Genomic DNA, 23227 nt, shown 5'->3' with positions numbered 1-23227 from the left:
CTCAAGTCACACTGCTTTTACAATTAATTAAGAATAATTTATGCACCAACTGAAAAGTTCGCGCACCAAAGTAGTGCGCTGCGCGCAGGTGCGGCTATATTCACAACACTTTTGGTGTGTAAAGTGGCGTTAGTAAGGCATTCAGTGCAGTGTTTGCAAAAAAGCACACTGCACAAATGCACCAAGTGTGTGCGAAAATTAAAGCAGAGCTTAAATTGCCTTATTATAATTTTTTGCGTTAGCGTGTTTTAATTTTATGCGCTTAATTAACCAATCTAAGCCTACCTATTGCAAGTTAAGTAGAGCGCCGCTTGTACTTTTATTAGCTCCTTGTAATAGGTTTATATCTCACCTTAGAGTTAACTATATTTAAGCGCCAAGCTGAGCTGATGTAAGTGACCTTTAAGCTTTTGTTTTGCTAAGCTAGCCTGCTCATGGGTTACTTGCTTAAATTCAATTGAGTCACCGGATCTAAATTGCGCAAATTGATGTAAATCAGCCTCTATTACCGTGCCAAGTAATGGGTAGCCACCGGTTGTTTGTGCGTCGTTAAGTAATACAATAGGCTCACCACTGGGCGGTAATTGAATAGAGCCCGGGCCTGTACCAAGAGAGGCAAGTGAGTGACTATGAGTTAGGGGACTTTCGTTTGTTAGCCTAAGGCCCATTCTGTTGCTGTTATGGCTTACTTTAAACGCCGTTGAAAAAAACTGTTTAAGTAGCGTATCACCTAATAGTTGCGCATGTGGGCTTGCATGTACCCTAATCACCTTTAGTTTAGGCGGAGTAATAGCGCCGCGCTGTATAAAGCGCGTTATTGGCACGGGCGATGTTTTAATAGGAATAATGTCGCCCTCGCTAAGAGCTTTACCTGCTAAACCACCAAAGAGCGCGTTTAAATCGGTGGATTTTGAGCCCATGATATCTTTAACATCAATACCACCTTGTACGGCTACATAGGCACGCAAACCAGCGCGGCCTGTATCAAAGCTTAAAGTTTGTTTAGCTCTTACTTGGTAACTCCAGCCAGGGTACAAGGGCGTTTCATCAAGCGCAGCGTTTAAATCAGCACCTTGTAGGGCAATAACAGTATCGGTTTTAAACTGTAACTCGCATAGGCCTAACGTAACTTCAAGCACAGCTTCATTATCTTTGTTACCCACTAATTTATTGGCAATTATTTGTGCGTAAGGGTCTAAACAACCCGCTAGGCTTACACCTAAATGACGATAACCGCAGCGCCCGCCATCTTGAATTGTAAGTTGTACGCCGGGTTTAAGAACTTTTATCACTTTATGCTCCTTGCACTGTGTTTATTGAAACGAACGATAGCGTGTCGCCGGGTTTAAATAAGCAAGGATCTGAGTGTGTGCTATCAAAAAGGGGCGTGTTTGTGTGGCCAATGATATGCCAACCGCCAGGTGTTTCTGCGGGGTAAATGGCAGTTTGCTCTGCGCCTAAAGCAACGGCTCCTTTAGGTACTTTGGTACGCGGCGTGTCTCTGCGTGGGATATGCAAGCGTGAATCTAATCCATATAGGTAAGCAAACCCGGGCTGAAACCCTAAAAATAAAACGTGGTAAGTGGCTTGGCTATGTATTTGAATAATTTGCTGGGGTGTTAAATTAGTTTGTTTGGCAACTAAATCTAAATCTTCTCCTTCATAAGTAGTGTGTATTTTATGGTGAGTGCCTTTAAATGTTGTTGCTTGTACTTTGTCCCATAAATCAGGCAAGGCGTTTTGCCATTTTTTTAAATTACTTGCCGATTTTAAATAAAGCGTTAAAGAGTTCATGCCTGGGACTAAATCGATAAATTCGTTACTTTGCTTTAGCTGCTTAGTGAGTGCCCAAATTTTTTTTTGAGTGTCTAACACATTGTTTTGTTTATGCTGTGTGGCATCTAATAGCAAACTGTTATTTGTTAAAGTAAATACCTGTAAAAATGCAGTCATAATTTAATCTTTTTATACAACGTGCAGCAAAGCTAACATAGTTTTGTCAATTTATTCAGTACCTAGCCATAAGAAAAATAAACGAAAAAGAAATGCAGACTCAAACTGTATTCAAATTTAGCACGTATTTATTTACTGAAATTAAAACAAGGGATGTTGGGTCTTAATTAAAACACGCAGGTATTAAGAGGTATTTATGACATTTTCTCGCTCAGTTTATTTATTAGGCGCCGCTATTACATTTAGCGCCGGCTGCTTTGCTTTATCAACCGAAAAAATAGAGCACAGCAACGTAGAGGCCACAATGCATATAAAAACCATTGTGTTAGGCTCTGGCTGTTTTTGGGGAGCAGAAAAGCGCTACGAAGCACTAGAAGGGGTTATTGATGCAGAGTCAGGCTATGCAGACGGGCACGGCTTTAAAGCAACCTATAAAAATATCACCGACCAATCTCGCCGGTTTGACGAAAACAACTATGCTGAAGTAGTGCAAGTGATGTACAACAGCAATATCATTTCTTCTAAAGCGCTATTACAAAATTACTTTGAAAGCCACGATCCTACACAATCGAATCGCCAAGGGAATGATATTGGCACGCAGTATCGATCAATTATTCTTACTACCACTAAAGAGCAAGCGCAGCTTGCAGAGCAAGTTAAAGCCGAGTATCAGCCGTTATTAAGTGAAGCCGGTTATGGGGCAATTAAAACAGTAATAAAACCGCTTGAGGGGTTTGTATCTGCTGAGGAGTACCATCAAAATTATTTACAAAAGAATCCAAATGGCTATTGCCCAGATCACGCCACGGGTGTGGTATTTAATAAAACTAAAAAAGCAGATATAGACAATAGTGTTTTACTCACGGGCAAGCAGATTGTGGTACTTGATTCGCGCGAATACTGCCCTTACTGTGAAAAATTTAAAAAAACAGTCGCTAACAATTACAAAGGTTCAATCCCACTGACATTTCGCCATGCAGATGAACTTAATGGCCTAACTATAAAATCGGCAACTTGGGCAACCCCCACCATTTTGTTTTTAGAAAATGGAAAAGAGGTGTACGCGCGTCAAGGCTATGCAAGCCCCGCCGAATTTTACAAAGCGCTTGGCGCCTTTAAGCTAGGTGATAGTGATGCTTACGAAGTTGCATTTAATGAGCGCACCGACAGACCTTACTGTAAAGAGTATAAAGAATTTAAAAACACTCCCGATGGCGTATTTGTTGATAAATTAAGTGGTGAGCCATTATTTGATACCCGCGATAGATTTAATTCGGGCACGGGGTGGCTGTCGTTTAAACATCCGGTTAAAAATAGTGTTACTAAGCATAAAGATACCAGCTGGGGGATGACTCGAATAGAGCTCAAATCAAAAAGCACAGGTATACATTTAGGGCATTTATTTAAAGGTGAGGGGCCAAGAGGCACAGATAGATACTGTATTAATGCTACTGTGTTAGAGTTTATACCTCGTGACAAAAGCTAATTTATAAGAGCGATTAATTCGCTCTTTTATATTTAATAAATCTAAACTTTAATTAACTGTGATTATGATATATAAATTAATAATCCAAACGATATAAACGGCATTTTACTATCAAATTGATTAACACGTTAGCACTTGTATCAGGGCTTATAACTATAAGCCCTGTATTAGCACAGCCAACCGAAAAATATGTAATAGGGGTAGAGAATATAGAATACCTGCCTTATTACGATGGCAGTGGCACTAATAAGCGTGATTATTTTGGTTTTAGTAAAGAGTTACTGGAACTATTTGCAAAACAACAAAATATTAAATTTGAATTTTACACTTTGCCTATTCCGCGCCTTTATAAAGAATTTATAGAGCATCACCATGTTGACTTTAAATACCCCGACAACCCTAATTGGCAAGTAAGTTATAAAAATCAGCATCAACAAAATATTAATTATTCTGTGCCTTCATTAGTTACACATACAGGCATAGCGAGCTTAAAAGACAATATTAAACTTGAAGATTGTAAATCACTTGCAAAAGTGCGTGGCTTTACATTGCAAGGGCTTGAAAAGTTAACCTCAATGCCAGGCTTGCAAGTACTCGAAAATGATAACGTTATAGAGATGATTTATTTGCTGCATAAAGAGCGAGTTGATTGTATATATATTTCACACGATGTACTTAAATACAATATAGAAGAGTTTTTTGATACCCCCGTCCCTGTGTTTTTTCAGCATCAGTTGCCTGTTGATCACCAAGCGTTTATGTTATCGAGCATTAAACACCCACAGCTCGTTAAAAAGTTTAATGTATTTTTAAAAGACAATGAAAATGCCATTGAAGAGCTTAAACAAAAGCATAACTTTATAGTTGAATAATACTTAATTTAAGCGAGTTGGTATAAAACGGTGGGGCAGGTAATTGTGTTTATAAAACAAAAACGGCCCATATAAGGTCACCACCTCACATGAACCGCTTTTCACACTGACAACATCTTACACACACAATATAAGATTTGGTTTGCTACATAGTAGCTAATTACGTTATTGTTGCGTGTTGCTGGTGGAATAAAAAACAGTTCAAACCAAGTCACCACCTAACTTGAACTGCTTTTTCACACTGACAACATCTTACACACACAATATAAGATTTGGTTTGCTACATAGTAGCTAATTACGTTATTGCTGCGTGTTGCTGGTGGAATAAAAAACAGTTCAAACCAAGTCACCACCTAACTTGAACTGCTTTTTCACACTGACAACATCTTACACACACAATATAAGATTTGGTTTGCTACAAAGTAGCTAATTTAGTTATTGCTGCGTACTGTTGGTGGAATAAAAAACAGTCCAAACCAAGTCACCACCTGACTTGAACTGCCTTTTCACACTGACAACATCTTACACACACAATATAAGATTCTTTTCTTACCTTGTTAGAGCTATCACATCTAAAAAGGTTGCATTTATTTGGTGCAAAACAGTAAATAATGTCTAATTAGTAAAAACGTTTAGCTGTTTGCTTGCGATGGATTAACTTTAAAATAATCGTAAAAGTCAGACAAACGATAAAAATAAAACCAATAAGTGAAAAAAATTAAGCTATAGACTTTAGTCTAACGTGTTGTGTTATTTTATTGATTTTAAATGATAAATTTTTATAGGTTAGCTTGTAGGGCAAAAACGAATGATTAAATAAAAATATTTAATTAATAATAAATCACTAAACGGTGTTGTTAAGCTTCAGGAAAGTAAAAAAGAAGGAGCTTTACAGTTTAATGCGTGCAGCTTTGGCACTTGCTACGTGCTGCACACATTAAAATTGCCGTTATTAAACCAAAATGTAAATTGCATTTACTAAGGCAACACTAACCTTGAATGTTGCTAAATGTAGATACAACCCATTTAGCAAATAAATCTAGCGCGGGATTTGGCGAATTAGCTTCATGCTGTACTAAATAGTATTTATCTTTGGTGGTAAGGGGCTGTTGAAATAATTTATAAAGCCATTTTTCATCAAACCAGCTTTGGCTAATAGGCAGCGGTATAAGTGAAATGCCAATGCCCTGTTGCGCTGCACGAGCGACCCCAAACATACTATCAATTTGTATAATTTGCGTAGGCGAAAAGTCATCTATACCCGCTTTTTCAGCCCATTGGTGCCATGCCCACGGCCTTGCTTTGTGAAGGATTAATGGTACTTGGTTTAATGCTTGGCAGTGATCGTCTTTCCACTGTTTTAACAGTTTTTCGTTACACGCCGGTATATATTCAAGATTAAATAGCTCTGTAGTAAGGCCCTCAGTGGGTTTACTTGAGGATAAAACAATCGATAAATCACTGTGGCGGGTTAGCTCTTTACGGGTTTTGAGCGTATCCATTTGTAAATTTATATTAGGGTGCTCAGATGTCCACTCACTTAATTTAGGCATAAGTAGTTCACTGGCAAAAAATTCAGGCAGCGTAATAGTTATATTAGTATTTTGCTGCAATTGACTGAACTCGTTGATGGTGTTTTCAAGCGTATAGATAATAGGCGAAATGGCATCAAAAAAGTTTTTACCCGCAGCCGTTAAACTAATGGATCGGGTTTGGCGTTGAAAGAGTTCAATGCCCAGTTGTTCTTCAAGTTGTTTTATCTGATGGCTTACCGCAGAGGGCGTTAAGTACAGCTCTTTAGCTGCATGTTTAAAACTTAAGCTTTTTGCTGCAAAGCAAAAAGAGCGGAGGCCTCGAATAGGAGTTTGCATGTTTTCCAGAATTGTTTAATTAATTTAAGACGCCTTTAATAGGCAATAATCGAACCAATAATTTAATATAATAATATCAATAGTTTAATTTTAAATATAGCACTAGTTCACAAAAAAGGTGCAGACAATCCACAAATTAGTGCAAATAATCTAAGCGCTTACATTAAAAGCTATTTGTATTATAGATAATATTTACTACAACTGTATTAAAACTGAAAAAAAGTTTATGGCAGGCAAAAAAAATCCCTCTTTCGAGGGATTTTGGGTAACTCAGCGCCATTGGCACTGGGAATGAGGTCGGTACATGGTAAAGCGTTAAAAAACCATTTCTGGTACTTCACCGTCAACAAGTAATTTACCTGCTGTTTTACTAATTATTTCATCAACCGATACGCCCGGAGCGCGCTCGAGTAAATGAAATGCGCCGTCTTTAACTTCAAGTACGGCCAAATCTGTTACTATTTTTTTAACGCAATTAACGCCCGTTAGCGGTAATGTGCACGACTCTAATAATTTAGAATCACCATGCTTACTGGCATGGGTCATAGTAACAATAATATTCTTTGCCCCAGCGACTAAATCCATTGCGCCCCCCATGCCTTTTATCAGCTTTTTGGGGATCATCCACGAGGCAATGTTGCCGCTTTGGTCTACTTCAAATGCACCCAGAACGGTTAAGTCTACATGACCACCCCGTATCATGGCAAAACTATCTGCACTATTAAATATGGCTGCACCTGTGGCAGCTGTCACGGTTTCTTTACCCGCGTTTATCATATCTGCGTCTAGCTCGGCTTTTGTTGGGTAGGGACCCATACCTAAAAGCCCATTTTCTGACTGTAACATAACTTCAATACCATCAGGTACATAGTTTGCGACGAGTGTCGGAATTCCTATGCCCAAATTAACGTAAAAGCCGTCTTGTAGTTCCTGTGCAACGCGCATTGCAACTTGTTCACGTGATAATGCCATAACCTATGCTCCTGCTTAATCTCGTGTTGTTACACGTTCAATGCGTTTTTCAAAGTCGCCTTTAATAACGCGATTTACAAAAATGCCTGGGGTATGAATTTGGCTTGGCTCAAGTTCACCGGGCTCTACTATTTCTTCTACTTCGGCAACGGTAATCTTACCTGCTGTTGCGGCCATTGGGTTAAAATTCATGGCAGTGTGCCTAAATACTAAATTACCGTATCGGTCGGCTTTCCACGCTTTTACAATGGCAAACTCACCGGTGATCGACTCTTCTAAAATATAAGGGCGACCGTCAAATTCTTTTACATCTTTGCCCTCGGCAACGGGCGTACCGTAACCTGTAGCGGTATAAAATGCAGGAATACCCGCGCCGCCTGCACGCATTTTTTCAGCCAAGGTGCCTTGCGGGGTAAGCTCTACATCTATTTCACCGCTTAGTAATTGCTGCTCAAATAGGGCGTTTTCGCCCACGTAGGAGGCAATTACTTTTTTAATTTGTTTATCTTTAAGTAAAATTCCTAATCCAAAGTCATCTACACCACAGTTGTTAGAAACCACGGTTAGCTCTTTGGTGTTCATTGCCTTAATTTGTTTAATTAAGCCCTCAGGAATACCGCATAAGCCAAAGCCGCCAGCAATAACGGTATCGCCGTCTTTTAACCCTGCCATTGCAGCTTCGTAACTAGAAACCACTTTATCAAAACCGGCCATGAGACTCTCCTCATTGTGTTAACTGCCATTTGGCAAGTTAAGCTATTATTTTTGTGTGTTGCCTAATGCAATTGAAACTTTGCTTACAGGCGTTTTGCCAAGTGCTTGTGTAATTTTCCAACCAGCGCTACTTAACCTTTGTAAATCAATTCCATGCTCTATGCCAAGCCCATTGAGTAAGTAAACCACATCTTCGGTGGCAACATTTCCTGACGCGCCTTTGGCATAAGGGCAGCCGCCAAGGCCTGCAACAGCGGCATCAACCGTTGCTATACCTAAGCTTAACGCTGCGTAAATATTTGTGAGCGCTTGCCCGTAGGTATCATGAAAATGCACTGCCAGTTTTGATTTATCAATATGTTCAAGCAAAAGTGTTAAAAGCTGGGTAACTTTATTTGCAGTGCCAACACCTATGGTATCGCCAAGGCTTATTTCGTAGCAGCCTAAATCTAAAAGCTTTTGCGAAACGCTAAGTACTTTATGGGGGTCTATTTCTCCCTCATAAGGACAACCGAGTACACAACTTACATAACCGCGTACACGTATGTTATTGGCTTTTGCAAATGCCATAACGTCGCTAAAACGCTCAATACTCTCATCAATACTGCAATTTATATTTTTTTGACAGAACGATTCGCTTGCCGCGGTAAATATGGCAAATTCTTTTATGCCAACGGCATGGGCTGCTTGGGCGCCTTTTAAATTGGGTGTAAGCGCACTTAAATTTACATGGAGTAAATTAAGCGCTGTTATCACCTCGGCTGAATCGGCCATTTGTGGCACCCATTTAGGCGATACAAAAGCACCGGCTTCAATATTTTTTAAACCCGCGTCACTAAGTGCATTTATTAATGAAATTTTATCAGCTGCAGTGACTGATTTTTCGTTTTGTAGGCCATCACGCGCGCCTACTTCAACAATTTTAACTTCAGTTGGAAAAGCAGCCATCACGATGCCTCCTGCGCCGTGGTGTCTTCTACAATTGCTAATAAAGCGCCGTGCGAAACTAATTCGCCTTCATCAAAGCAGTAGCTTTGTAAAATACCATCGTGCGGGGCGTTGAGCGTGTATTCCATTTTCATGGCTTCAATAATCACTACGGCATCGCCTTTGGTAATGGTGCTGCCTACATCAACTAAATGCTTAACCACAGTGCCATTAAGTGGCGCCGCAAGGGGCAGGGCGTCACTTTCATGGCTGCTAATGTAATGTTTAGTGTTTAAAGCAAGCTTAATTTGCAGCGCAGCAAACATCACGCTAATACTGTTATCAACGTGGCAAACATGGGCGGTAAATTTTTCCCCATTAATAAACAAATTACATACGTTTTGGTTTACAAAGCCCGCTATATCGAACGACTTATCATTATGCGTTACAACATAACCCGTTTTAGTTTTAACCGCACTAATAGCTAAGTCTGTAAATGGTACATCCAATTTTTGTGGTGCGTTAAGTGTAAAACCACTGAGTTGTTGCCACGGGCTTGCGCTTTGCTGAGTTGTCTTTTTAGCACCAAGCGATTCAAGGTAGGCAAAGGCTGCAATTAGTTGTGCTTTTTCAAGCGCGGCGCTATCAATACTTACCAATGCATCGCCTTGCTCGGCAATAAAGTGGGTGCTTGGCGCACCTTGAACAAATGTAGGGTGGCTTGCTAAGTTGTGTAAAAAGCCAATATTAGTGCTAAAACCCGCTAAGTGAAATTGCTCAAGAGCTTGGCGTAAACGCGATAATGCTTGCTCTCGGTTATCATCATGTACTATAAGCTTTGCAATCATAGGGTCGTAATACGGGCTTATTTCATCGCCTTGTGCAATACCTGTATCTATTCTTACAAACTCACTGTTAAGCGGAGTATTTAACGATTCAATAGTGCCCGAGCAGGGAATGAAATCGTTACTTGGATCTTCCGCGTAAATACGCGCTTCAAAGCTGTGGCCTTGGAGTTGTATGTCTGATTGCGTTAGTGGCAGCGTTTGCCCAGCGGCAATATTAATTTGCCAATTAACTAAATCTACACCAGTTACCATTTCTGTCACAGGGTGTTCTACTTGCAGGCGCGTGTTCATTTCCATAAAGAAAAAATCATCGCCACACAGTAAAAACTCAACCGTACCTGCACCTCTGTAGTTTATTGCAAGGGCACAGCGTACTGCGGCTTCCCCCATTTCTTTACGCAGTTCATCAGACAAACCAGGCGCTGGGGCTTCTTCAATTACTTTTTGATGACGGCGCTGTAATGAGCAATCACGATCCCCTAAATAAACACAGTTACCGTGGTTATCGGCAAAAACTTGTACTTCAACATGGCGAGGCTGGTTAACATAGCGCTCAAGCAGTACTAAGTCATTACCAAAGCCCGCAATTGCTTCACGCTGTGCGCCTTCAAGCGCACTTATAAAGTCTTTGGCTTGCTCAACAACGCGCATGCCTTTACCGCCACCACCAAAGGCCGCTTTAATGAGCACGGGGTAGCCAATTTTTTCAGCCTCAGATTGTAAAAAAGCAGGATCTTGGTTTTCACCGTAATAGCCTGGCACTAATGGTACATTTGCCGCGGCCATAATTTCTTTGGCGCGGGTTTTAGAGCCCATGGCTTCTATGCTGCTTGCAAGAGGGCCAATAAACGCAATGTTGTTAGCTTCACAGGCTTTAGCAAACTCGCTGTTTTCAGATAAAAAACCGTACCCAGGGTGTATACAATCGGCACCGCTTGTTTTTGCAACCTGTAAAATTTTATCTGTTACAAGGTATGAGTCTTTACTTGGTGCAGGGCCAATGTGGTAGGCCTCATCAGCCATTTTTACATGTTGTGCGTGTTTGTCGGCGTCAGAGTAAACAGCGACCATTGTTAGGCCCATTTGTTTTGCACTTCGCATTATACGGCATGCAATTTCACCACGGTTGGCAATGAGTATCTTTTTTAATGTGTGTGTGTTCATAATTAGTCCTACAGTTGCCAAGCGGGAGGGCGTTTATCAAAAAAGGCGCTTAGTCCTTCTTGGCCTTCGTCCGAAACCCGAATATTTGCAATACGTTCGGCCGTGAGTTCAATAAGCTCATCATTAATAGGCTTATTTGCTACATCGTTAATTAATGATTTAGCGGCTTTTACAGCGACTGGGCCGTTATCGATTAATGTTTGCAGCATGTTATCAAGGGCACAGTCTAAATTACCGGTCACCTGATGAACCAAACCAAGTTGTTTTGCTGTGTGTGCATCAAACACCTCGGCAGTTAAAAAGTAGCGGCGCGCAGCGCGCTCACCAATGGCTTTAATTACATACGGGCTAATTACCGCAGGAATAAGCCCTAGCTTTACTTCGCTTAAACAAAACTGCGCATCGTCTTTACTAAGGGCTATGTCGCAACAGGCTATTAAGCCCAGTGCACCACCAAAAGCAGCGCCTTGCACAGCGCAAATTGTTGGATGCGGCGAGCTTGCCAATACCTGCATTAATTTAGCGAGCTGCATTGAATCAGCTAGGTTATCGGCGTAGTTGTTATCAGCCATTGATTTCATCCAAGCTAAATCGGCACCGGCAGAAAAGTGCTTGCCTTCAGTTTTTAAAACCAAAGCGCGAATATCGAGTGTATTTGCATGCTCTATGCACTGAATTAGCTCGTGTATTACTTCACTATTAAATGCGTTACGTTTTTCAACTCGGCTTAAAACAAGTACAGCCACATTAGATTTTGTTATTTGTAGTGTTACTGACATTTTTGCGCTCCGGTTACATTCTAAATACGCCAAACTTAGAGTCTTGCTGTGGTGCATTTTTAGCTGCACTTAAGGCAAGGCCTAATACGTTACGGGTATCGGCAGGGTCAATAATGCCGTCGTCCCACAAGCGGGCGCTTGCGTAATACGGATGGCCTTGCTCTTCGTACTGATCAATAATTGGCTTTTTAAAATCGCTAACTTCTTGCTCGCTCATGCTATGCCCTTTACGTGCTAAGCCATCTTGCTTAACTTGTGCCATTACTCCGGCGGCTTGCTCGCCGCCCATTACCGAAATACGGGCATTGGGCCACATCCACATCATGGTGGGTTCAAATGCGCGGCCACACATACCATAGTTACCCGCGCCGTAAGAGCCACCAATTAGTACCGTAAATTTTGGCACATCGGCACACGAAACCGCCATTACCATTTTAGCGCCGTGCTTTGCTATGCCTTCAGCTTCGTATTTTTTACCCACCATAAAGCCGGTAATATTTTGTAAAAACACTAAAGGAATATTGCGCTGTGCACATAGTTGAATAAAGTGCGCGCCTTTTTGCGCCGACTCACTAAATAAAATGCCGTTATTAGCCACTATGCCTACAGGGTTACCGTAAATACTGGCAAAACCTGTTACCAGCGTTTCACCAAAGTAGCGTTTAAATTCATCAAACGATGAATCATCAACCGTACGGGCAATAACTTCACGCACATCAAACGGCTTTTTAAGGTCAGTGCCTACAATGCCGTAAAGCTCGTTTATATCGTAACGTGGCGGTTTTACATCCTCTAAAAGAGGGGCTGTAGGGCGCGTGTAATTAATACGCTCAATACATTGGCGGGCAATAGACAGCGCATGCTCGTCATTTTCTGCAAAGTGGTCAGCCACCCCCGATGTTTTACAATGTACATCGGCGCCGCCTAATTCTTCGGCGCTGACTACTTCACCAGTCGCTGCTTTTACAAGTGGCGGGCCGGCTAAAAATATAGTGCCTTGCTCTTTTACAATTATGCTTTCATCGGCCATTGCGGGTACGTATGCGCCGCCTGCGGTACATAACCCCATTACCACGGCAATTTGAGGAATACCTTTACCCGACATACGGGCTTGGTTATAAAAAATACGGCCAAAATGTAATTTATCAGGGAATACATCGTCTTGCTCAGGCAGGTTAGCACCGCCCGAATCAACCAAATAAATACACGGTAAGTGGCAACGCTCGGCTATATCTTGTGCGCGTAAATGCTTTTTAACGGTAAGCGGAAAGTATGTACCGCCTTTTACCGTGGCATCATTTGCAATGATCATGCATTCAATACCTTTAACACGGCCAATACCAGCAACTACACCCGCACAGGCAATTTCTTGTTCGTACACACCAAAGGCTGCAAATTGCGAAATTTCTAAAAACGGTGAGCCTTCATCTAATAAAGTGCTAATACGGTCGCGTACAAATAACTTACCTCGGCCTTCGTGACGCTCTTTTAACGCAGCGCCGCCGCCTAAGCTTATGGTGGCTACTTTACTATGTAAATCATCAACCAAAGCTGCCATGTTTTTGTGATTTTGCACAAAAGTAGGATCGTGAGGATTAACGCTCGATTTTAATATCGTCATAATTTAATCCTTAACGGCTTTCGGTAAAGAGTTCGCGGCCAATAAGCATGCGGCGTATTTCTGATGTACCAGCACCAATTTCGTATAGTTTGGCATCACGCAGTAAGCGCCCTGTGGCGTATTCGTTTATGTAGCCGTTACCCCCTAAAATTTGAATGGCATCGAGCGCCATTTTAGTGGCAAGCTCAGCTGCATATAAAATGGCGCCGGCGGCATCTTTACGGGTGGTTTCGCCGCGGTCACACGCTTTTGCAACGGTATAAACGTATGAGCGCGCTGCGTTCATTTGTGTATACATGTCGGCTACTTTGCCTTGAATTAACTGAAATTGGCCAATAGGGGTGTCGAACTGTTTACGTTCATGAATGTACGGTACAACAATATCCATACAGGCTTGCATTATGCCAAGCGGGCCTGCAGCAAGTACTACACGTTCGTAATCTAGGCCGCTCATTAGTACCTTAACGCCTTCGTTTAGGTTACCTAAAATGTTTTCTTCTGGTACTTCGCAGTTTTCAAACACCAGTTCACACGTGTTTGAGCCACGCATACCAAGCTTGTCTAGCTTTTGCGCGGTAGAAAAACCAGGGAAGTCTTTTTCAACAATAAATGCGGTAATGCCTTTAGCGCCGGCTTCTAAATCTGTTTTTGCATAAATAACAAATGTGTGTGCATCGGGGCCGTTGGTGATCCACATTTTATTGCCATTTAAAATGTATTTATCGCCTTTTTTTTCAGCTTTAAGTTTCATTGATACCACGTCAGAGCCTGCGTTTGGCTCGCTCATGGCAAGGGCACCAATGTGTTCACCACTAATAAGCTTTGGTAAGTATTTTTCTTTTTGTGCTTGATTACCGTTACGGTTAATTTGATTTACACACAAGTTTGAATGCGCACCATAGCTTAAGCCAATTGATGCACTCGCACGGCTAATTTCTTCCATGGCAATTACATGCTCTAAGTAGCCTAAGCCTGCACCGCCAAAGTCTTCAGATACGGTCATGCCTAGTACACCCATTTCGCCCATTTGCGGCCAAAGCTGATTAGGAAACGCGTTGTCCATATCGGTTTGTTCAGCCAGTGGCGCAATTTCTTGGCTTGCAAAGCTATTTACGTGGTCGCGGATCATATCGGCGGTTTCGCCAAGGCCAAAGTTCATCTCTTTATAAAGTGAAATAGTGCTCATGATTCATTCCTGTGTGTGTTGTCAGTGTGTTTTTATTATTAAAATAGGCTACTCGTCTATTTTATTAAGTGTTTCTCTGCAGCGGCGCTCCGCTGTCACTAATTCCATAAGCACAACTTTTATGTCGTCCATTTGCTGAGAAAGGTCGGCTTTTTTCTCTGCTATTAAATCGAGCATAGTCACCAGCTGTTTAGCGCTTGATTTATCAGCGTCGTACAGTTCAAACAAACGGCCTGTTTCTGCAAGCGTAAAGCCTAAGCGTTTGCCACGCAGTATTAGCTTTAAGCGAACTTTGTCGCGTTTTGAATAAATACGGGTTTGGCCATTGCGCTCTGGGCTTACTAAACCTTGGTCTTCGTAAAAACGAATAGAGCGGGTGGTAATATCAAACTCTTTAGCTAAATCGCTAATACTAAAGGTTTGATCGTTACTGCTTGGCGCTTTTGCAGAACTTGCAAAGTTTGTTTGGTTATCTGGTTTCATAGTTGTGTTTACCTCATTCGAATAACTCCAATATAAGTGAAGTTTACGTAAAGGTAAAGCTTGGTGTGGTATGAAACTATTTATAAAGGAGTGTTGATGTGAAATGTTAAATTATATTATTAATATTCAATAGTTTATTTTTATTAATTGTTCACTTCGCCGTTACTGGAAAATAATGCTTACACTTTTAAAACTAAAAATTAAACGCTTTTTAGTTGACGTTAGCGTAAACGTTAGTATTGTGTAAGGGTGTTAAACAATAAATGAATACTAAATTAATAGAGCAAATATTCTAACAACTATTTGCATATAAATACAACGGAGTTAATTATGACTTTAGAATCAGTGGTAATTGTAGCAGCAAAGCGTACGCCAATGGGCGGGTTTATGGGCGCATTGACCGATGCACAATCTACCGAGCTTGGCGCAACCGCCATTGCAAGTGCGCTTGCACAAACTGGTTTAGCAAATGATGCAATAGATGAAGTAATTATGGGCTGTGTATTGCCGGCGGGCCTTGGCCAAGCGCCAGCACGCCAAGCAATGTTAAAAGCAGGCCTTGCTCTGGGCACGGGTGCTACCACCATTAATAAAGTATGTGGCTCTGGTTTAAAAGCCGCTATGCTCGCAAACGACTTAATTAAAGCGGGCTCAATTAGTAGTGCAATTGCTGGTGGCATGGAAAGCATGAGTAACGCACCGTATTTTATACCTAAAGCACGTGGCGGTATGCGTATGGGCCACGGCGAAATTAAAGATCATATGATGAGCGATGGCCTAGAAGATGCTTACGATAACAAAGCAATGGGCTGCTTTGCACAAGATACTGCCGATGAGTACGGCATTGGCCGTGAGCAAATGGATGAGTTTGCACTTAGCTCGTTAAGTAAAGCCAATGCGGCAATTGAAAACGGCAGCTTTGAAAACGAAATTGCGCCGCACACCATAAAAACCCGCAAGGGCGATGTAACCGTATCGGTTGATGAGCAACCCGGTAATGCCCGCCCAGAAAAAATACCAAGCCTGCGTGCTGCCTTTAAAAAAGACGGCACCATCACTGCGGCTAATTCATCGTCAATTTCTGATGGTGGCGCAGCACTTATATTAATGAGCGAATCAAAAGCAAAAGAGCAAGGCTTAACACCGCTTTGTAAAATTGTAGCGCACAGCACGCACTCTCAAAAACCAAGCGAATTTACAGTAGCACCTGTGGGCGCAATGAACAGCGTGCTTGAAAAAGCAGGCTGGACAACCGCTGATGTTGACCTTTGGGAAATTAACGAAGCCTTTGCCATGGTTACCATGCTTGCTATTGACGAATTAAAACTTGATGAGAGCAAAGTAAACGTAAACGGTGGGGCGTGTGCTCTTGGCCACCCAATTGGTGCCAGCGGCGCGAGAATTTTAGTCACGCTTATTCACGCGCTTAAAAACCGTGGCCTTAAAAAAGGAATTGCGTCTTTATGTATTGGCGGCGGCGAAGCTGTAGCCATGGCTGTAGAGGCTTACTAACAAAACAGTTAATTAACTAACAGCAACTAAAATGCACCGTACTCATACTAATAACAAAACGGTGCCATTTTTTAAAAGAACACACTAACAACAGGATTTACCCATGCACCAAGTTCCACTACTTATAAATGGCGAATTTGTTCAGTCGGCTTCAAACGAGCTTATTGATGTAATTAACCCAGCAAACCAAGAAGTACTTGCGCAAGTTCCATGCACTACCGACTCAGAAATGGATGCAGCGATTGCCTCGGCCTCAGAAACATTTAAAACATGGAAAGATGTGCCCATTACCGAGCGTGCCCGCATTATGATGAAATACGCGGCGCTGTTAAAAGAACACCACGATGAGCTTGCGACCATTATTTGCCACGAACTAGGTAAAACGTTTGAAGATGCAAAAGGCGATGTATGGCGCGGTATTGAAGTAGTGGAACAAGCAGCTAACGCACCGTCATTAATGATGGGCGAAACAATGGAAAACGTTGCCCGTAAAATCGATACCTATTCTTACATGCAGCCCCTTGGCGTTTGTGCAGGCATTACGCCGTTTAACTTTCCGGCGATGATCCCTCTTTGGATGTTTCCGCTAGCTATTGTATGTGGTAACACCTTTATTTTAAAACCCTCTGAGCAAGACCCGCTCACTCCAATGCGTTTAGCTGAGCTATTTATTGAAGCCGGCGCACCAAAAGGCGTATTACAAGTGGTTCATGGTACAAAACCGCAAGTAGACCGCCTACTAGAAGACAAAGCAGTACGTGCAATTTCGTTTGTGGGTTCGTGTGGTGTAGGTGCATATATTTATTCTAAAGGCACACAAAACCTTAAGCGCGTACAAGCGTGTGTGGGTGCTAAAAATCACATGGTTATTATGCCAGATGCGAGTAAATCGCACGTGGTAAATAACCTAGTTGGCGCATCGGTTGGTGCTGCAGGCCAGCGTTGTATGGGTATTTCGGTGGCTGTGTTTGTAGGCCAAGCAAGTGAGTGGGTAGATGAAATAAAAGCAGGCTTTGAAAACGTACGCCCAGGCGTATGGGATGACAAAGACGCAGCCTACGGCCCACAAACATCAAAAGCAGCAAAAGAGCGTATTTTATCGCTTATAGCAAGCGGTAAAGAGCAAGGCGCCACCTGTTTAATTGATGGCTCAAACTACACAGTAGAGGGCTTTGATCAAGGTAACTGGGTTGGCCCAACACTATTTACCGATGTGACAAAAGACATGGACTTATACAAAGAAGAAATCTTTGGCCCTGTGCTTGCCTGTATGTTTGTAGATACGCTTGATGAGGCAATTGCTCTTATTAACGAAAGCCCGTACGGCAACGGTACCTCGTTATTTACCTCAAGTGGCGCTGCGGCTCGTAAATTTCAACACGAAATAGAAGTGGGCCAAGTGGGTATTAATGTGCCTATTCCGGTACCGCTGCCGTTTTTCTCGTTTACGGGTTGGAAAGGCTCGTTTTACGGCGATACGCACACCTATGGTAAGCAAGGTATACGTTTTTACACAGAAACTAAAACCATTACTTCACGTTGGTTTGAAGACGACATCGCTTCAGGTCCAAACATGAGCATTAATTTAAAATAAACACACTCAAAAATAATAATAAAGAAGGGCGCAAAGGCTAAATCCGCTGACAAGCAACTAGAACACACACATCAGCCTTTGCCGCTCTTCACTCATTTACCCTAATGGGACACACTAACAACACAATTAAAGAGGTCTACCATGGACTTTAACTTATCAGAAGATCAACAAGCCTTTGCAGAAACTGCACGCCAATTTGCAGAATCAGAACTTGCTCCACATGCAGCAAAGTGGGATCGCGAGCATATTTTTCCTAAAGATACGATTAAAGCGGCGGGCGAGCTTGGTTTTTGCGGTTTATACACGCCAGAGGAAGCCGGCGGCCTTGGTTTATCACGCTTAGATTCAAGCATTATATTTGAGCAGCTTGCGATGGGCTGTACAGCTACAACGGCCATGCTAACTATTCATAATATGGCCACCTGGATGGTAGCAAGTTTTGGTACAGATGCAGTTAAAGACACATACGTAGAACAATTAGTAATGGGCGGGCTACTTGCCTCTTATTGTTTAACAGAGCCAGGGGCAGGCTCAGATGCAGCATCACTAAAAACAAAAGCTGTGCTTGAAGGTGATGAGTACGTTATTAACGGCTCAAAAATGTTTATATCGGGTGCGGGCGAAACCGAAGTATTAGTAGTAATGGCACGTACCGGTGGCGAAGGCGCTGCGGGTATTTCGGCATTTGTAGTTCCTGGTGACGCACAAGGCGTTGAGTACGGTAAAGCAGAAGAAAAAATGGGTTGGAACGCACAACCAACACGCTTAATTAGTTTTGAAGATGTGCGTATTCCGGCGCATAACTTATTAGGTAAAGAGGGCGAAGGCTTTAAATTTGCTATGCAAGGCCTAGATGGCGGGCGTATTAATATTGCCACATGCTCAATTGGTACTGCACAAGCTGCGCTAAACACGGCAAAAGAGTACTTAAAAGAGCGTACTCAATTTGGTAAGCCTCTGGCTGCGTTTCAGGCTTTGCAATTTAAAATTGCAGATATGAACACTGAGCTTGTAGCTGCACGCCAAATGGTAAGGCTGGCGGCATTTAAACTTGATACCGGCGATAGTGAAAAAACCACCTATTGCGCCATGGCTAAACGCTTTGCCACCGACGTTGGCTTTACTGTGTGTAACGAGGCACTGCAAGTACATGGTGGTTACGGTTACATAAAAGAATACCCGCTTGAGCGCCATGTACGTGATGTACGCGTTCATCAAATTTTAGAAGGCACTAACGAAATTATGCGTGTAATTATAGCGCGCCGTATTTTAGCCGAGTCTGCAAGCGACGTTTTATAAGGAGCAAGTTATGTCACAATCTAACCCGAGTATTGAACTGACTACCGAAGGCCATGTTGCTATTTTAACTATGTCTAACCCACCAGCTAATACCTGGACAAAAGACACCTTAATTGATTTAAAAAACAAAGTTAACGAGCTTAATAACAACAAAAACATTTATGCCTTAGTGCTTACTGGCGAAGGCGAGAAGTTTTTTAGCGCCGGGGCCGATTTAAACGTATTTGCTAGTGGCGATAAAGGCGTTGCCGCTGATATGTCGCGTGTATTTGGTGAAGCCTTTGAAGCACTGACTAATTTTACAGGGGTGTCGGTTGCGGCCATTAACGGTTATGCCATGGGCGGCGGGTTAGAAGTAGCGCTTGCGTGTGATATTCGCATAGCAGAAGAGCAAGCACAAATGGCACTGCCAGAGGCAAAAGTGGGTTTGTTACCGTGCGCGGGTGGCACGCAAAATTTAGCATGGCTTGTAGGTGAAGGCTGGGCAAAACGAATGATTTTATGCGGCGAGCGCTTAAAAGCCGATAAAGCCCTGCAAATTGGCTTAGTAGAAGAAGTTGTACCACAAGGCGAAAGCTTTGCAGCGGCGTTAAAACTTGCCAATCAAGTAAGCGAGCAAAGCCCAAGCTCGGTAGCTGCATGTAAAACGCTTATACAAAAAGGCCGCCACCAACCAATGGCAAGTATATTACCACTTGAGCGTGAATTGTTTGTTGGATTGTTTGATACACAAGATCAACAAGAGGGCGTTAATGCCTTTTTAGAAAAACGCCGCGCAAATTGGGTAAATGGCTAATGAGTAATTTAACGTTATTAAATAATGCCGACGACCCCGTGCTATTTGAAACGGCAAGTGCAGAAAACGGCAGCTTAATTGGGGTTATTACACTCAACGTACCTAAAGCATTAAACGCCCTTAATTTTGACATGATCAAATTACTCGAGCCGCAATTGCGCGCTTGGCAAAGCGATGATGCAATCGCAATGGTTATTTTAAAAGGCGCTGGCGATAAAGCATTTTGCGCTGGTGGCGATGTAGTGAGTCTTCATCATGCAATGGCGCAAGGAAAACCAACAAGCTTAGTGGAAGACTTTTTTACCCTTGAGTACAAACTTGATTACCTTATTCATTGCTACGAAAAACCACTTTTAGTATGGGGGCACGGCATAGTAATGGGGGGCGGTTTAGGCCTAATGGCCGGTGCTAGCCACCGCGTAGTAACCGAAACATCGCGCATTGCTATGCCAGAGCAAACCATAGGCTTATACCCAGATGTAGGCGGTAGTTACTTTTTACATAAAATGCCACAAGGTGTGGGGCTATTTTTAGGGCTAACATCGGCCTCTATTAATTGTGAAGATGCACGCTTTGTATCGCTTGCTGATCACTTTATCGACAGCACTAAATATGATGCCATGCTAGCGCAAATTTTAGCGGCTAAGTGGGGCAAAACCGCAAGTTTAAATCATGAGCGTTTGACTAAATTATTAACCGATTTAGATAACCAATCTGCGCGTATGCCCAAAGGCAATATTAAAGCTAACTTAGCAACCATTCAAAAATTAGCTGAACTTAATACGCTACAAGAACAAGTTGATTATATTTTAGGCCTAGCTACTGACGATAAATGGCTGCAACGCGCCCAAAAATCACTTAAGCATGGTTGCCCACTAAGTTGCGCGCTAGTAAGTGAGCAGCTAAAAGCCAGTAAAGGCAAAAGCTTACTAGCGTGTTTTAAAATGGAGCTGGGTATGTCGGTACGCGCTGGCGAAGTAGGTGAATTTCAAGAAGGCGTAAGAGCACTATTAATAGATAAAGACGGCGCGCCTAATTGGCAATACAAAACACTGAGTGATCTACCACAAGCCATAATAGAGAGCTTTTTTGCTAACCGTTTTGGCGAAAATCACCCACTCAATGGCTTAGACACCCCAACACACATAAAGGAAAGACGATGACTAAACTCAATATTGGTTTTATCGGCTTAGGTAATATGGGCGGCCCAATGGCGGCTAACTTAATTAAAGCCGGCCATAATGTTACAGCATTTGATTTAAACCAGTCGGTCTTAAATGAACTTGCAAGTAAAGGCGCACACGCAGCTGATAATGCAAATGCATGTGCAACCAATGCCGATATACTTATTAGTATGTTACCTGCGGGCAAACATGTTAAATCACTTTATTTAGGCAATAACGACGATAGCGGCTTAATTAATGTGCTTAGCAACAACACCTTAGTGATAGATTGCTCAACAATAGATGCAGAGTCGGCCCGTGTGGTTGGCAGCGCACTTGGCGAGCAGGGTATTAGCTTTGTAGATGCACCGGTATCGGGCGGTGTTGCTGGAGCAACCGCAGGCACGCTTACGTTTATTGTTGGTGGTAGTAAAGCCGCGTTTAATACCGCACAACCTGTGCTTAATGATATGGGTAAAAACATATTTCATGCAGGCGATATTGGCGCAGGACAAGTTGCAAAAATATGCAACAACATGCTGTTAAGTATTTTAATGGCAGGTACGAGCGAAGCCCTGCAAATGGGTATTAATAATGGGCTAGATGCAAAAGTACTCAGCGACATTATGACTGCAAGCTCTGGCCGTAACTGGACCCTTGAACTTTACAACCCATGCCCAGGCGTAATGGATACATCCCCTGCAAGTAACGATTACAAACCGGGCTTTATGGTCGATTTAATGGCTAAAGATTTAGGGCTTGCCATGGAAGCCGCGCAGCAAAGTAATTCTTCAACCCCAATGGGTTCAATGGCTAAAAATTTATACACTATGCTACAGCACCAAGGTGCGGGCAGTGATGATTTTAGCGCCATTTTTAAACTGTTTTCTAAGTAGGAGCAAGGCGTGGAAATTAAAAATAACACGGTAGTAATAACCGGTGGCGCACAAGGCTTAGGCTTTGCAATGGCGCAAAAATTTGCCCTTATGGGCGCTAACATCGCACTTATAGATATGGCGCAAGAGTTATTAAACACAGCGTGCGAGAAACTAACACAGCTGGAAGGTGTATCTGGCACTATTAAAGGCTACGCCGCAAACGTAACTGTTGAGAGCGAAGTAGAAAACGTATTTAATACCATTAATAGCGATTTTGGCCACATTGGCGTGCTTATAAACAACGCTGGCATTTTACGCGACGGCATGTTTATAAAAGCAAAAGACGGCAAAGTGGTTAAAAAAATGTCACTTGAGCAATTTCAATCAGTAATTGATGTAAATCTCACTGGCGTATTTTTAGCAGGGCGCGAAGCTGCAAGGCACATGATTGAATCAGGCAAAGGCGGCGTAATAGTTAATATGTCGAGCGTAGCGCGCGCGGGTAATATTGGGCAAACAAACTACGCAGCTTCAAAAGCAGGCGTAGTGGCACTTACCACCACGTGGGCTAAAGAGCTTGGCCGCTTTGGTATACGCGTAGGCGCTATTGCACCAGGTGTAATAAGTACCGCTATGACCGACGCCATGAAACCCGAAGCCAAACAGCGCATGCTTGCAGTAACACCCGTAGGGCGTTTAGGCGAAAGCGACGAAATTGCCCATACTGCACAGTACATAATCGAAAACGACTTTTTCACCGGTCGCGTGGTTGAAATAGACGGCGGTATTCGTTTGTAAACCGAACTAGGTTAAGATTGATTTAAAAAGTATGGCGCTTGTGGGCTGTGCTTTTTTGTTTTAAAAATGCCTAATAAGAGTGGCTTTTGAATCACCTCTTTAAATAATAAGCTCAACGCATTTAAGGCTTGGTTTGAGTGTTAGGAGCCACTTTTTTTGGTTGACTAAGTGATTCAAAATAAGTTCGGCCTCATTATTTCCCATTGTTGTTGGGTGCCTCATAGAGTTAAATCGAATAAACGAAGCTATCCAGTATAAATACGCTTTAATGGTACTTTTAGCATAACGCTTTAGATACATTTGTTCGGCTA

General features: G+C 42.4%; 21 protein-coding genes. 9 read left to right on the top strand and 12 right to left on the bottom strand.

The features are described 5' to 3' along the window. Positions 1-359: 359 nt before the first annotated feature. Together MTF64_RS11215 and pxpB are read right to left on the bottom strand one after the other, a co-directional pair. Positions 360-1292 carry a biotin-dependent carboxyltransferase family protein gene (locus MTF64_RS11215; protein ID WP_248451413.1) on the bottom strand — a complete coding sequence of 311 codons (933 nt, stop codon included), beginning with the start codon at positions 1290-1292 and terminating at the stop codon, positions 360-362. 1 nt (position 1293) lies between these two features. After that, a complete protein-coding gene (gene pxpB, locus MTF64_RS11210) occupies positions 1294-1953 on the bottom strand; it encodes a 5-oxoprolinase subunit PxpB (RefSeq protein ID WP_248451412.1) in 660 nt (219 codons plus the stop codon). A gap of 196 nt (positions 1954-2149) precedes the next feature. Here pxpB and msrA point away from each other — a divergent pair, with 196 nt between their 5' ends. Further along, positions 2150-3439: a peptide-methionine (S)-S-oxide reductase MsrA gene (msrA, locus tag MTF64_RS11205; RefSeq protein ID WP_248451411.1), complete on the top strand. Its 1290-nt coding sequence runs from the start codon at positions 2150-2152 to the stop codon at positions 3437-3439. 116 nt (positions 3440-3555) lie between these two features. After that, positions 3556-4311, top strand: coding sequence for a transporter substrate-binding domain-containing protein (locus tag MTF64_RS11200; protein ID WP_029772318.1), 756 nt, complete (start codon positions 3556-3558; stop codon positions 4309-4311). Positions 4312-5300: 989 nt separating this feature from the next. On the opposite strand, the gene MTF64_RS11195 is transcribed toward MTF64_RS11200, so the two are convergent. The 9 genes from MTF64_RS11195 to MTF64_RS11155 form a co-directional block, all read right to left on the bottom strand. Further along, positions 5301-6182, bottom strand: coding sequence for a LysR family transcriptional regulator (locus tag MTF64_RS11195; protein WP_004587893.1), 882 nt, complete (start codon positions 6180-6182; stop codon positions 5301-5303). 315 nt (positions 6183-6497) lie between these two features. Beyond that, positions 6498-7154 (bottom strand): 3-oxoacid CoA-transferase subunit B, encoded by a 657-nt coding sequence (locus MTF64_RS11190; RefSeq protein WP_004587894.1) that lies wholly within the window; start codon positions 7152-7154, stop codon positions 6498-6500. A 15-nt stretch (positions 7155-7169) separates the two neighbouring features. Further along, positions 7170-7868, bottom strand: a complete 699-nt coding sequence (locus MTF64_RS11185; RefSeq protein ID WP_004587895.1) for a CoA transferase subunit A — start codon at positions 7866-7868, stop codon at positions 7170-7172. Between the two features lie 45 nt (positions 7869-7913). After that, positions 7914-8816: a hydroxymethylglutaryl-CoA lyase gene (locus tag MTF64_RS11180; protein WP_248451408.1), complete on the bottom strand. Its 903-nt coding sequence runs from the start codon at positions 8814-8816 to the stop codon at positions 7914-7916. Then, a complete protein-coding gene (locus MTF64_RS11175) occupies positions 8816-10807 on the bottom strand; it encodes an acetyl/propionyl/methylcrotonyl-CoA carboxylase subunit alpha (protein WP_248451405.1) in 1992 nt (663 codons plus the stop codon). The genes MTF64_RS11180 and MTF64_RS11175 overlap by 1 nt, the downstream gene beginning before the upstream one ends. Positions 10808-10815: 8 nt before the next feature. Further along, the gene (locus MTF64_RS11170) at positions 10816-11586 is read right to left on the bottom strand and encodes an enoyl-CoA hydratase/isomerase family protein (protein ID WP_248451404.1); all 771 of its coding nucleotides are present in this window, start codon (positions 11584-11586) and stop codon (positions 10816-10818) included. A gap of 13 nt (positions 11587-11599) precedes the next feature. After that, a complete protein-coding gene (locus tag MTF64_RS11165; RefSeq protein WP_024034118.1) occupies positions 11600-13207 on the bottom strand; it encodes a carboxyl transferase domain-containing protein in 1608 nt (535 codons plus the stop codon). Positions 13208-13217: 10 nt separating this feature from the next. Next, positions 13218-14393, bottom strand: coding sequence for an isovaleryl-CoA dehydrogenase (locus MTF64_RS11160; protein ID WP_024034119.1), 1176 nt, complete (start codon positions 14391-14393; stop codon positions 13218-13220). A gap of 48 nt (positions 14394-14441) precedes the next feature. Further along, entirely contained in the window at positions 14442-14876 is a 435-nt protein-coding gene (locus tag MTF64_RS11155) for a MerR family DNA-binding transcriptional regulator (protein WP_055253512.1), read from the bottom strand. 330 nt (positions 14877-15206) lie between these two features. On the opposite strand from MTF64_RS11155, the gene MTF64_RS11150 reads away from it, so the two are divergent. From MTF64_RS11150 to MTF64_RS11120, 7 genes are all read left to right on the top strand, one after another. Further along, the gene (locus MTF64_RS11150) at positions 15207-16388 is read left to right on the top strand and encodes an acetyl-CoA C-acyltransferase (RefSeq protein ID WP_248451403.1); all 1182 of its coding nucleotides are present in this window, start codon (positions 15207-15209) and stop codon (positions 16386-16388) included. Positions 16389-16491: 103 nt separating this feature from the next. Further along, the gene (locus MTF64_RS11145; protein WP_248451401.1) at positions 16492-17982 is read left to right on the top strand and encodes a CoA-acylating methylmalonate-semialdehyde dehydrogenase; all 1491 of its coding nucleotides are present in this window, start codon (positions 16492-16494) and stop codon (positions 17980-17982) included. Positions 17983-18123: 141 nt separating this feature from the next. Beyond that, on the top strand, positions 18124-19281 hold the full coding sequence (locus MTF64_RS11140) for an acyl-CoA dehydrogenase family protein (RefSeq protein WP_248451400.1): 1158 nt from the start codon (positions 18124-18126) through the stop codon (positions 19279-19281). A 10-nt stretch (positions 19282-19291) separates the two neighbouring features. Next, on the top strand, positions 19292-20077 hold the full coding sequence (locus MTF64_RS11135) for an enoyl-CoA hydratase (protein WP_248451397.1): 786 nt from the start codon (positions 19292-19294) through the stop codon (positions 20075-20077). Beyond that, positions 20077-21240, top strand: coding sequence for an enoyl-CoA hydratase/isomerase family protein (locus MTF64_RS11130; protein ID WP_248451395.1), 1164 nt, complete (start codon positions 20077-20079; stop codon positions 21238-21240). The genes MTF64_RS11135 and MTF64_RS11130 overlap by 1 nt, the downstream gene beginning before the upstream one ends. Beyond that, positions 21237-22136, top strand: coding sequence for a 3-hydroxyisobutyrate dehydrogenase (gene mmsB / locus MTF64_RS11125; protein ID WP_248451393.1), 900 nt, complete (start codon positions 21237-21239; stop codon positions 22134-22136). The genes MTF64_RS11130 and mmsB overlap by 4 nt, the downstream gene beginning before the upstream one ends. A gap of 9 nt (positions 22137-22145) precedes the next feature. Continuing rightward, complete coding sequence (locus MTF64_RS11120) at positions 22146-22916, top strand: SDR family oxidoreductase (protein ID WP_248451392.1); 771 nt, start codon at positions 22146-22148, stop codon at positions 22914-22916. A gap of 99 nt (positions 22917-23015) precedes the next feature. On the opposite strand, the gene MTF64_RS11115 is transcribed toward MTF64_RS11120, so the two are convergent. Continuing rightward, on the bottom strand, positions 23016-23216 hold the full coding sequence (locus tag MTF64_RS11115) for a phage integrase N-terminal SAM-like domain-containing protein (RefSeq protein WP_039972249.1): 201 nt from the start codon (positions 23214-23216) through the stop codon (positions 23016-23018). Between the last annotated feature and the right edge of the window lie 11 nt (positions 23217-23227).

This window comes from Pseudoalteromonas sp. 2CM41L (assembly GCF_023161905.1).
Lineage (GTDB): Bacteria > Pseudomonadota > Gammaproteobacteria > Enterobacterales > Alteromonadaceae > Pseudoalteromonas > Pseudoalteromonas atlantica.
The sequence above is the reverse complement of the archived record's forward strand: the minus strand, read 5'-3'. Positions and strand labels throughout refer to the sequence as shown.

Bases quoted from the DNA above. Each gene is read 5' to 3' on its own strand.
- pxpB (WP_248451412.1), bottom strand. From the start codon at position 1,953: ATGACTGCATTTTTACAGGTATTTACTTTAACAAATAACAGTTTGCTA.
- msrA (WP_248451411.1), top strand. From the start codon at position 2,150: ATGACATTTTCTCGCTCAGTTTATTTATTAGGCGCCGCTATTACATTT.
- MTF64_RS11195 (WP_004587893.1), bottom strand. From the start codon at position 6,182: ATGCAAACTCCTATTCGAGGCCTCCGCTCTTTTTGCTTTGCAGCAAAA.
- MTF64_RS11190 (WP_004587894.1), bottom strand. From the start codon at position 7,154: ATGGCATTATCACGTGAACAAGTTGCAATGCGCGTTGCACAGGAACTA.
- MTF64_RS11185 (WP_004587895.1), bottom strand. From the start codon at position 7,868: ATGGCCGGTTTTGATAAAGTGGTTTCTAGTTACGAAGCTGCAATGGCA.
- MTF64_RS11180 (WP_248451408.1), bottom strand. From the start codon at position 8,816: ATGGCTGCTTTTCCAACTGAAGTTAAAATTGTTGAAGTAGGCGCGCGT.
- MTF64_RS11175 (WP_248451405.1), bottom strand. From the start codon at position 10,807: ATGAACACACACACATTAAAAAAGATACTCATTGCCAACCGTGGTGAA.
- MTF64_RS11170 (WP_248451404.1), bottom strand. From the start codon at position 11,586: ATGTCAGTAACACTACAAATAACAAAATCTAATGTGGCTGTACTTGTT.
- MTF64_RS11165 (WP_024034118.1), bottom strand. From the start codon at position 13,207: ATGACGATATTAAAATCGAGCGTTAATCCTCACGATCCTACTTTTGTG.
- MTF64_RS11160 (WP_024034119.1), bottom strand. From the start codon at position 14,393: ATGAGCACTATTTCACTTTATAAAGAGATGAACTTTGGCCTTGGCGAA.
- MTF64_RS11155 (WP_055253512.1), bottom strand. From the start codon at position 14,876: ATGAAACCAGATAACCAAACAAACTTTGCAAGTTCTGCAAAAGCGCCA.
- MTF64_RS11150 (WP_248451403.1), top strand. From the start codon at position 15,207: ATGACTTTAGAATCAGTGGTAATTGTAGCAGCAAAGCGTACGCCAATG.
- MTF64_RS11145 (WP_248451401.1), top strand. From the start codon at position 16,492: ATGCACCAAGTTCCACTACTTATAAATGGCGAATTTGTTCAGTCGGCT.
- MTF64_RS11140 (WP_248451400.1), top strand. From the start codon at position 18,124: ATGGACTTTAACTTATCAGAAGATCAACAAGCCTTTGCAGAAACTGCA.
- MTF64_RS11135 (WP_248451397.1), top strand. From the start codon at position 19,292: ATGTCACAATCTAACCCGAGTATTGAACTGACTACCGAAGGCCATGTT.
- MTF64_RS11130 (WP_248451395.1), top strand. From the start codon at position 20,077: ATGAGTAATTTAACGTTATTAAATAATGCCGACGACCCCGTGCTATTT.
- mmsB (WP_248451393.1), top strand. From the start codon at position 21,237: ATGACTAAACTCAATATTGGTTTTATCGGCTTAGGTAATATGGGCGGC.
- MTF64_RS11115 (WP_039972249.1), bottom strand. From the start codon at position 23,216: ATGTATCTAAAGCGTTATGCTAAAAGTACCATTAAAGCGTATTTATAC.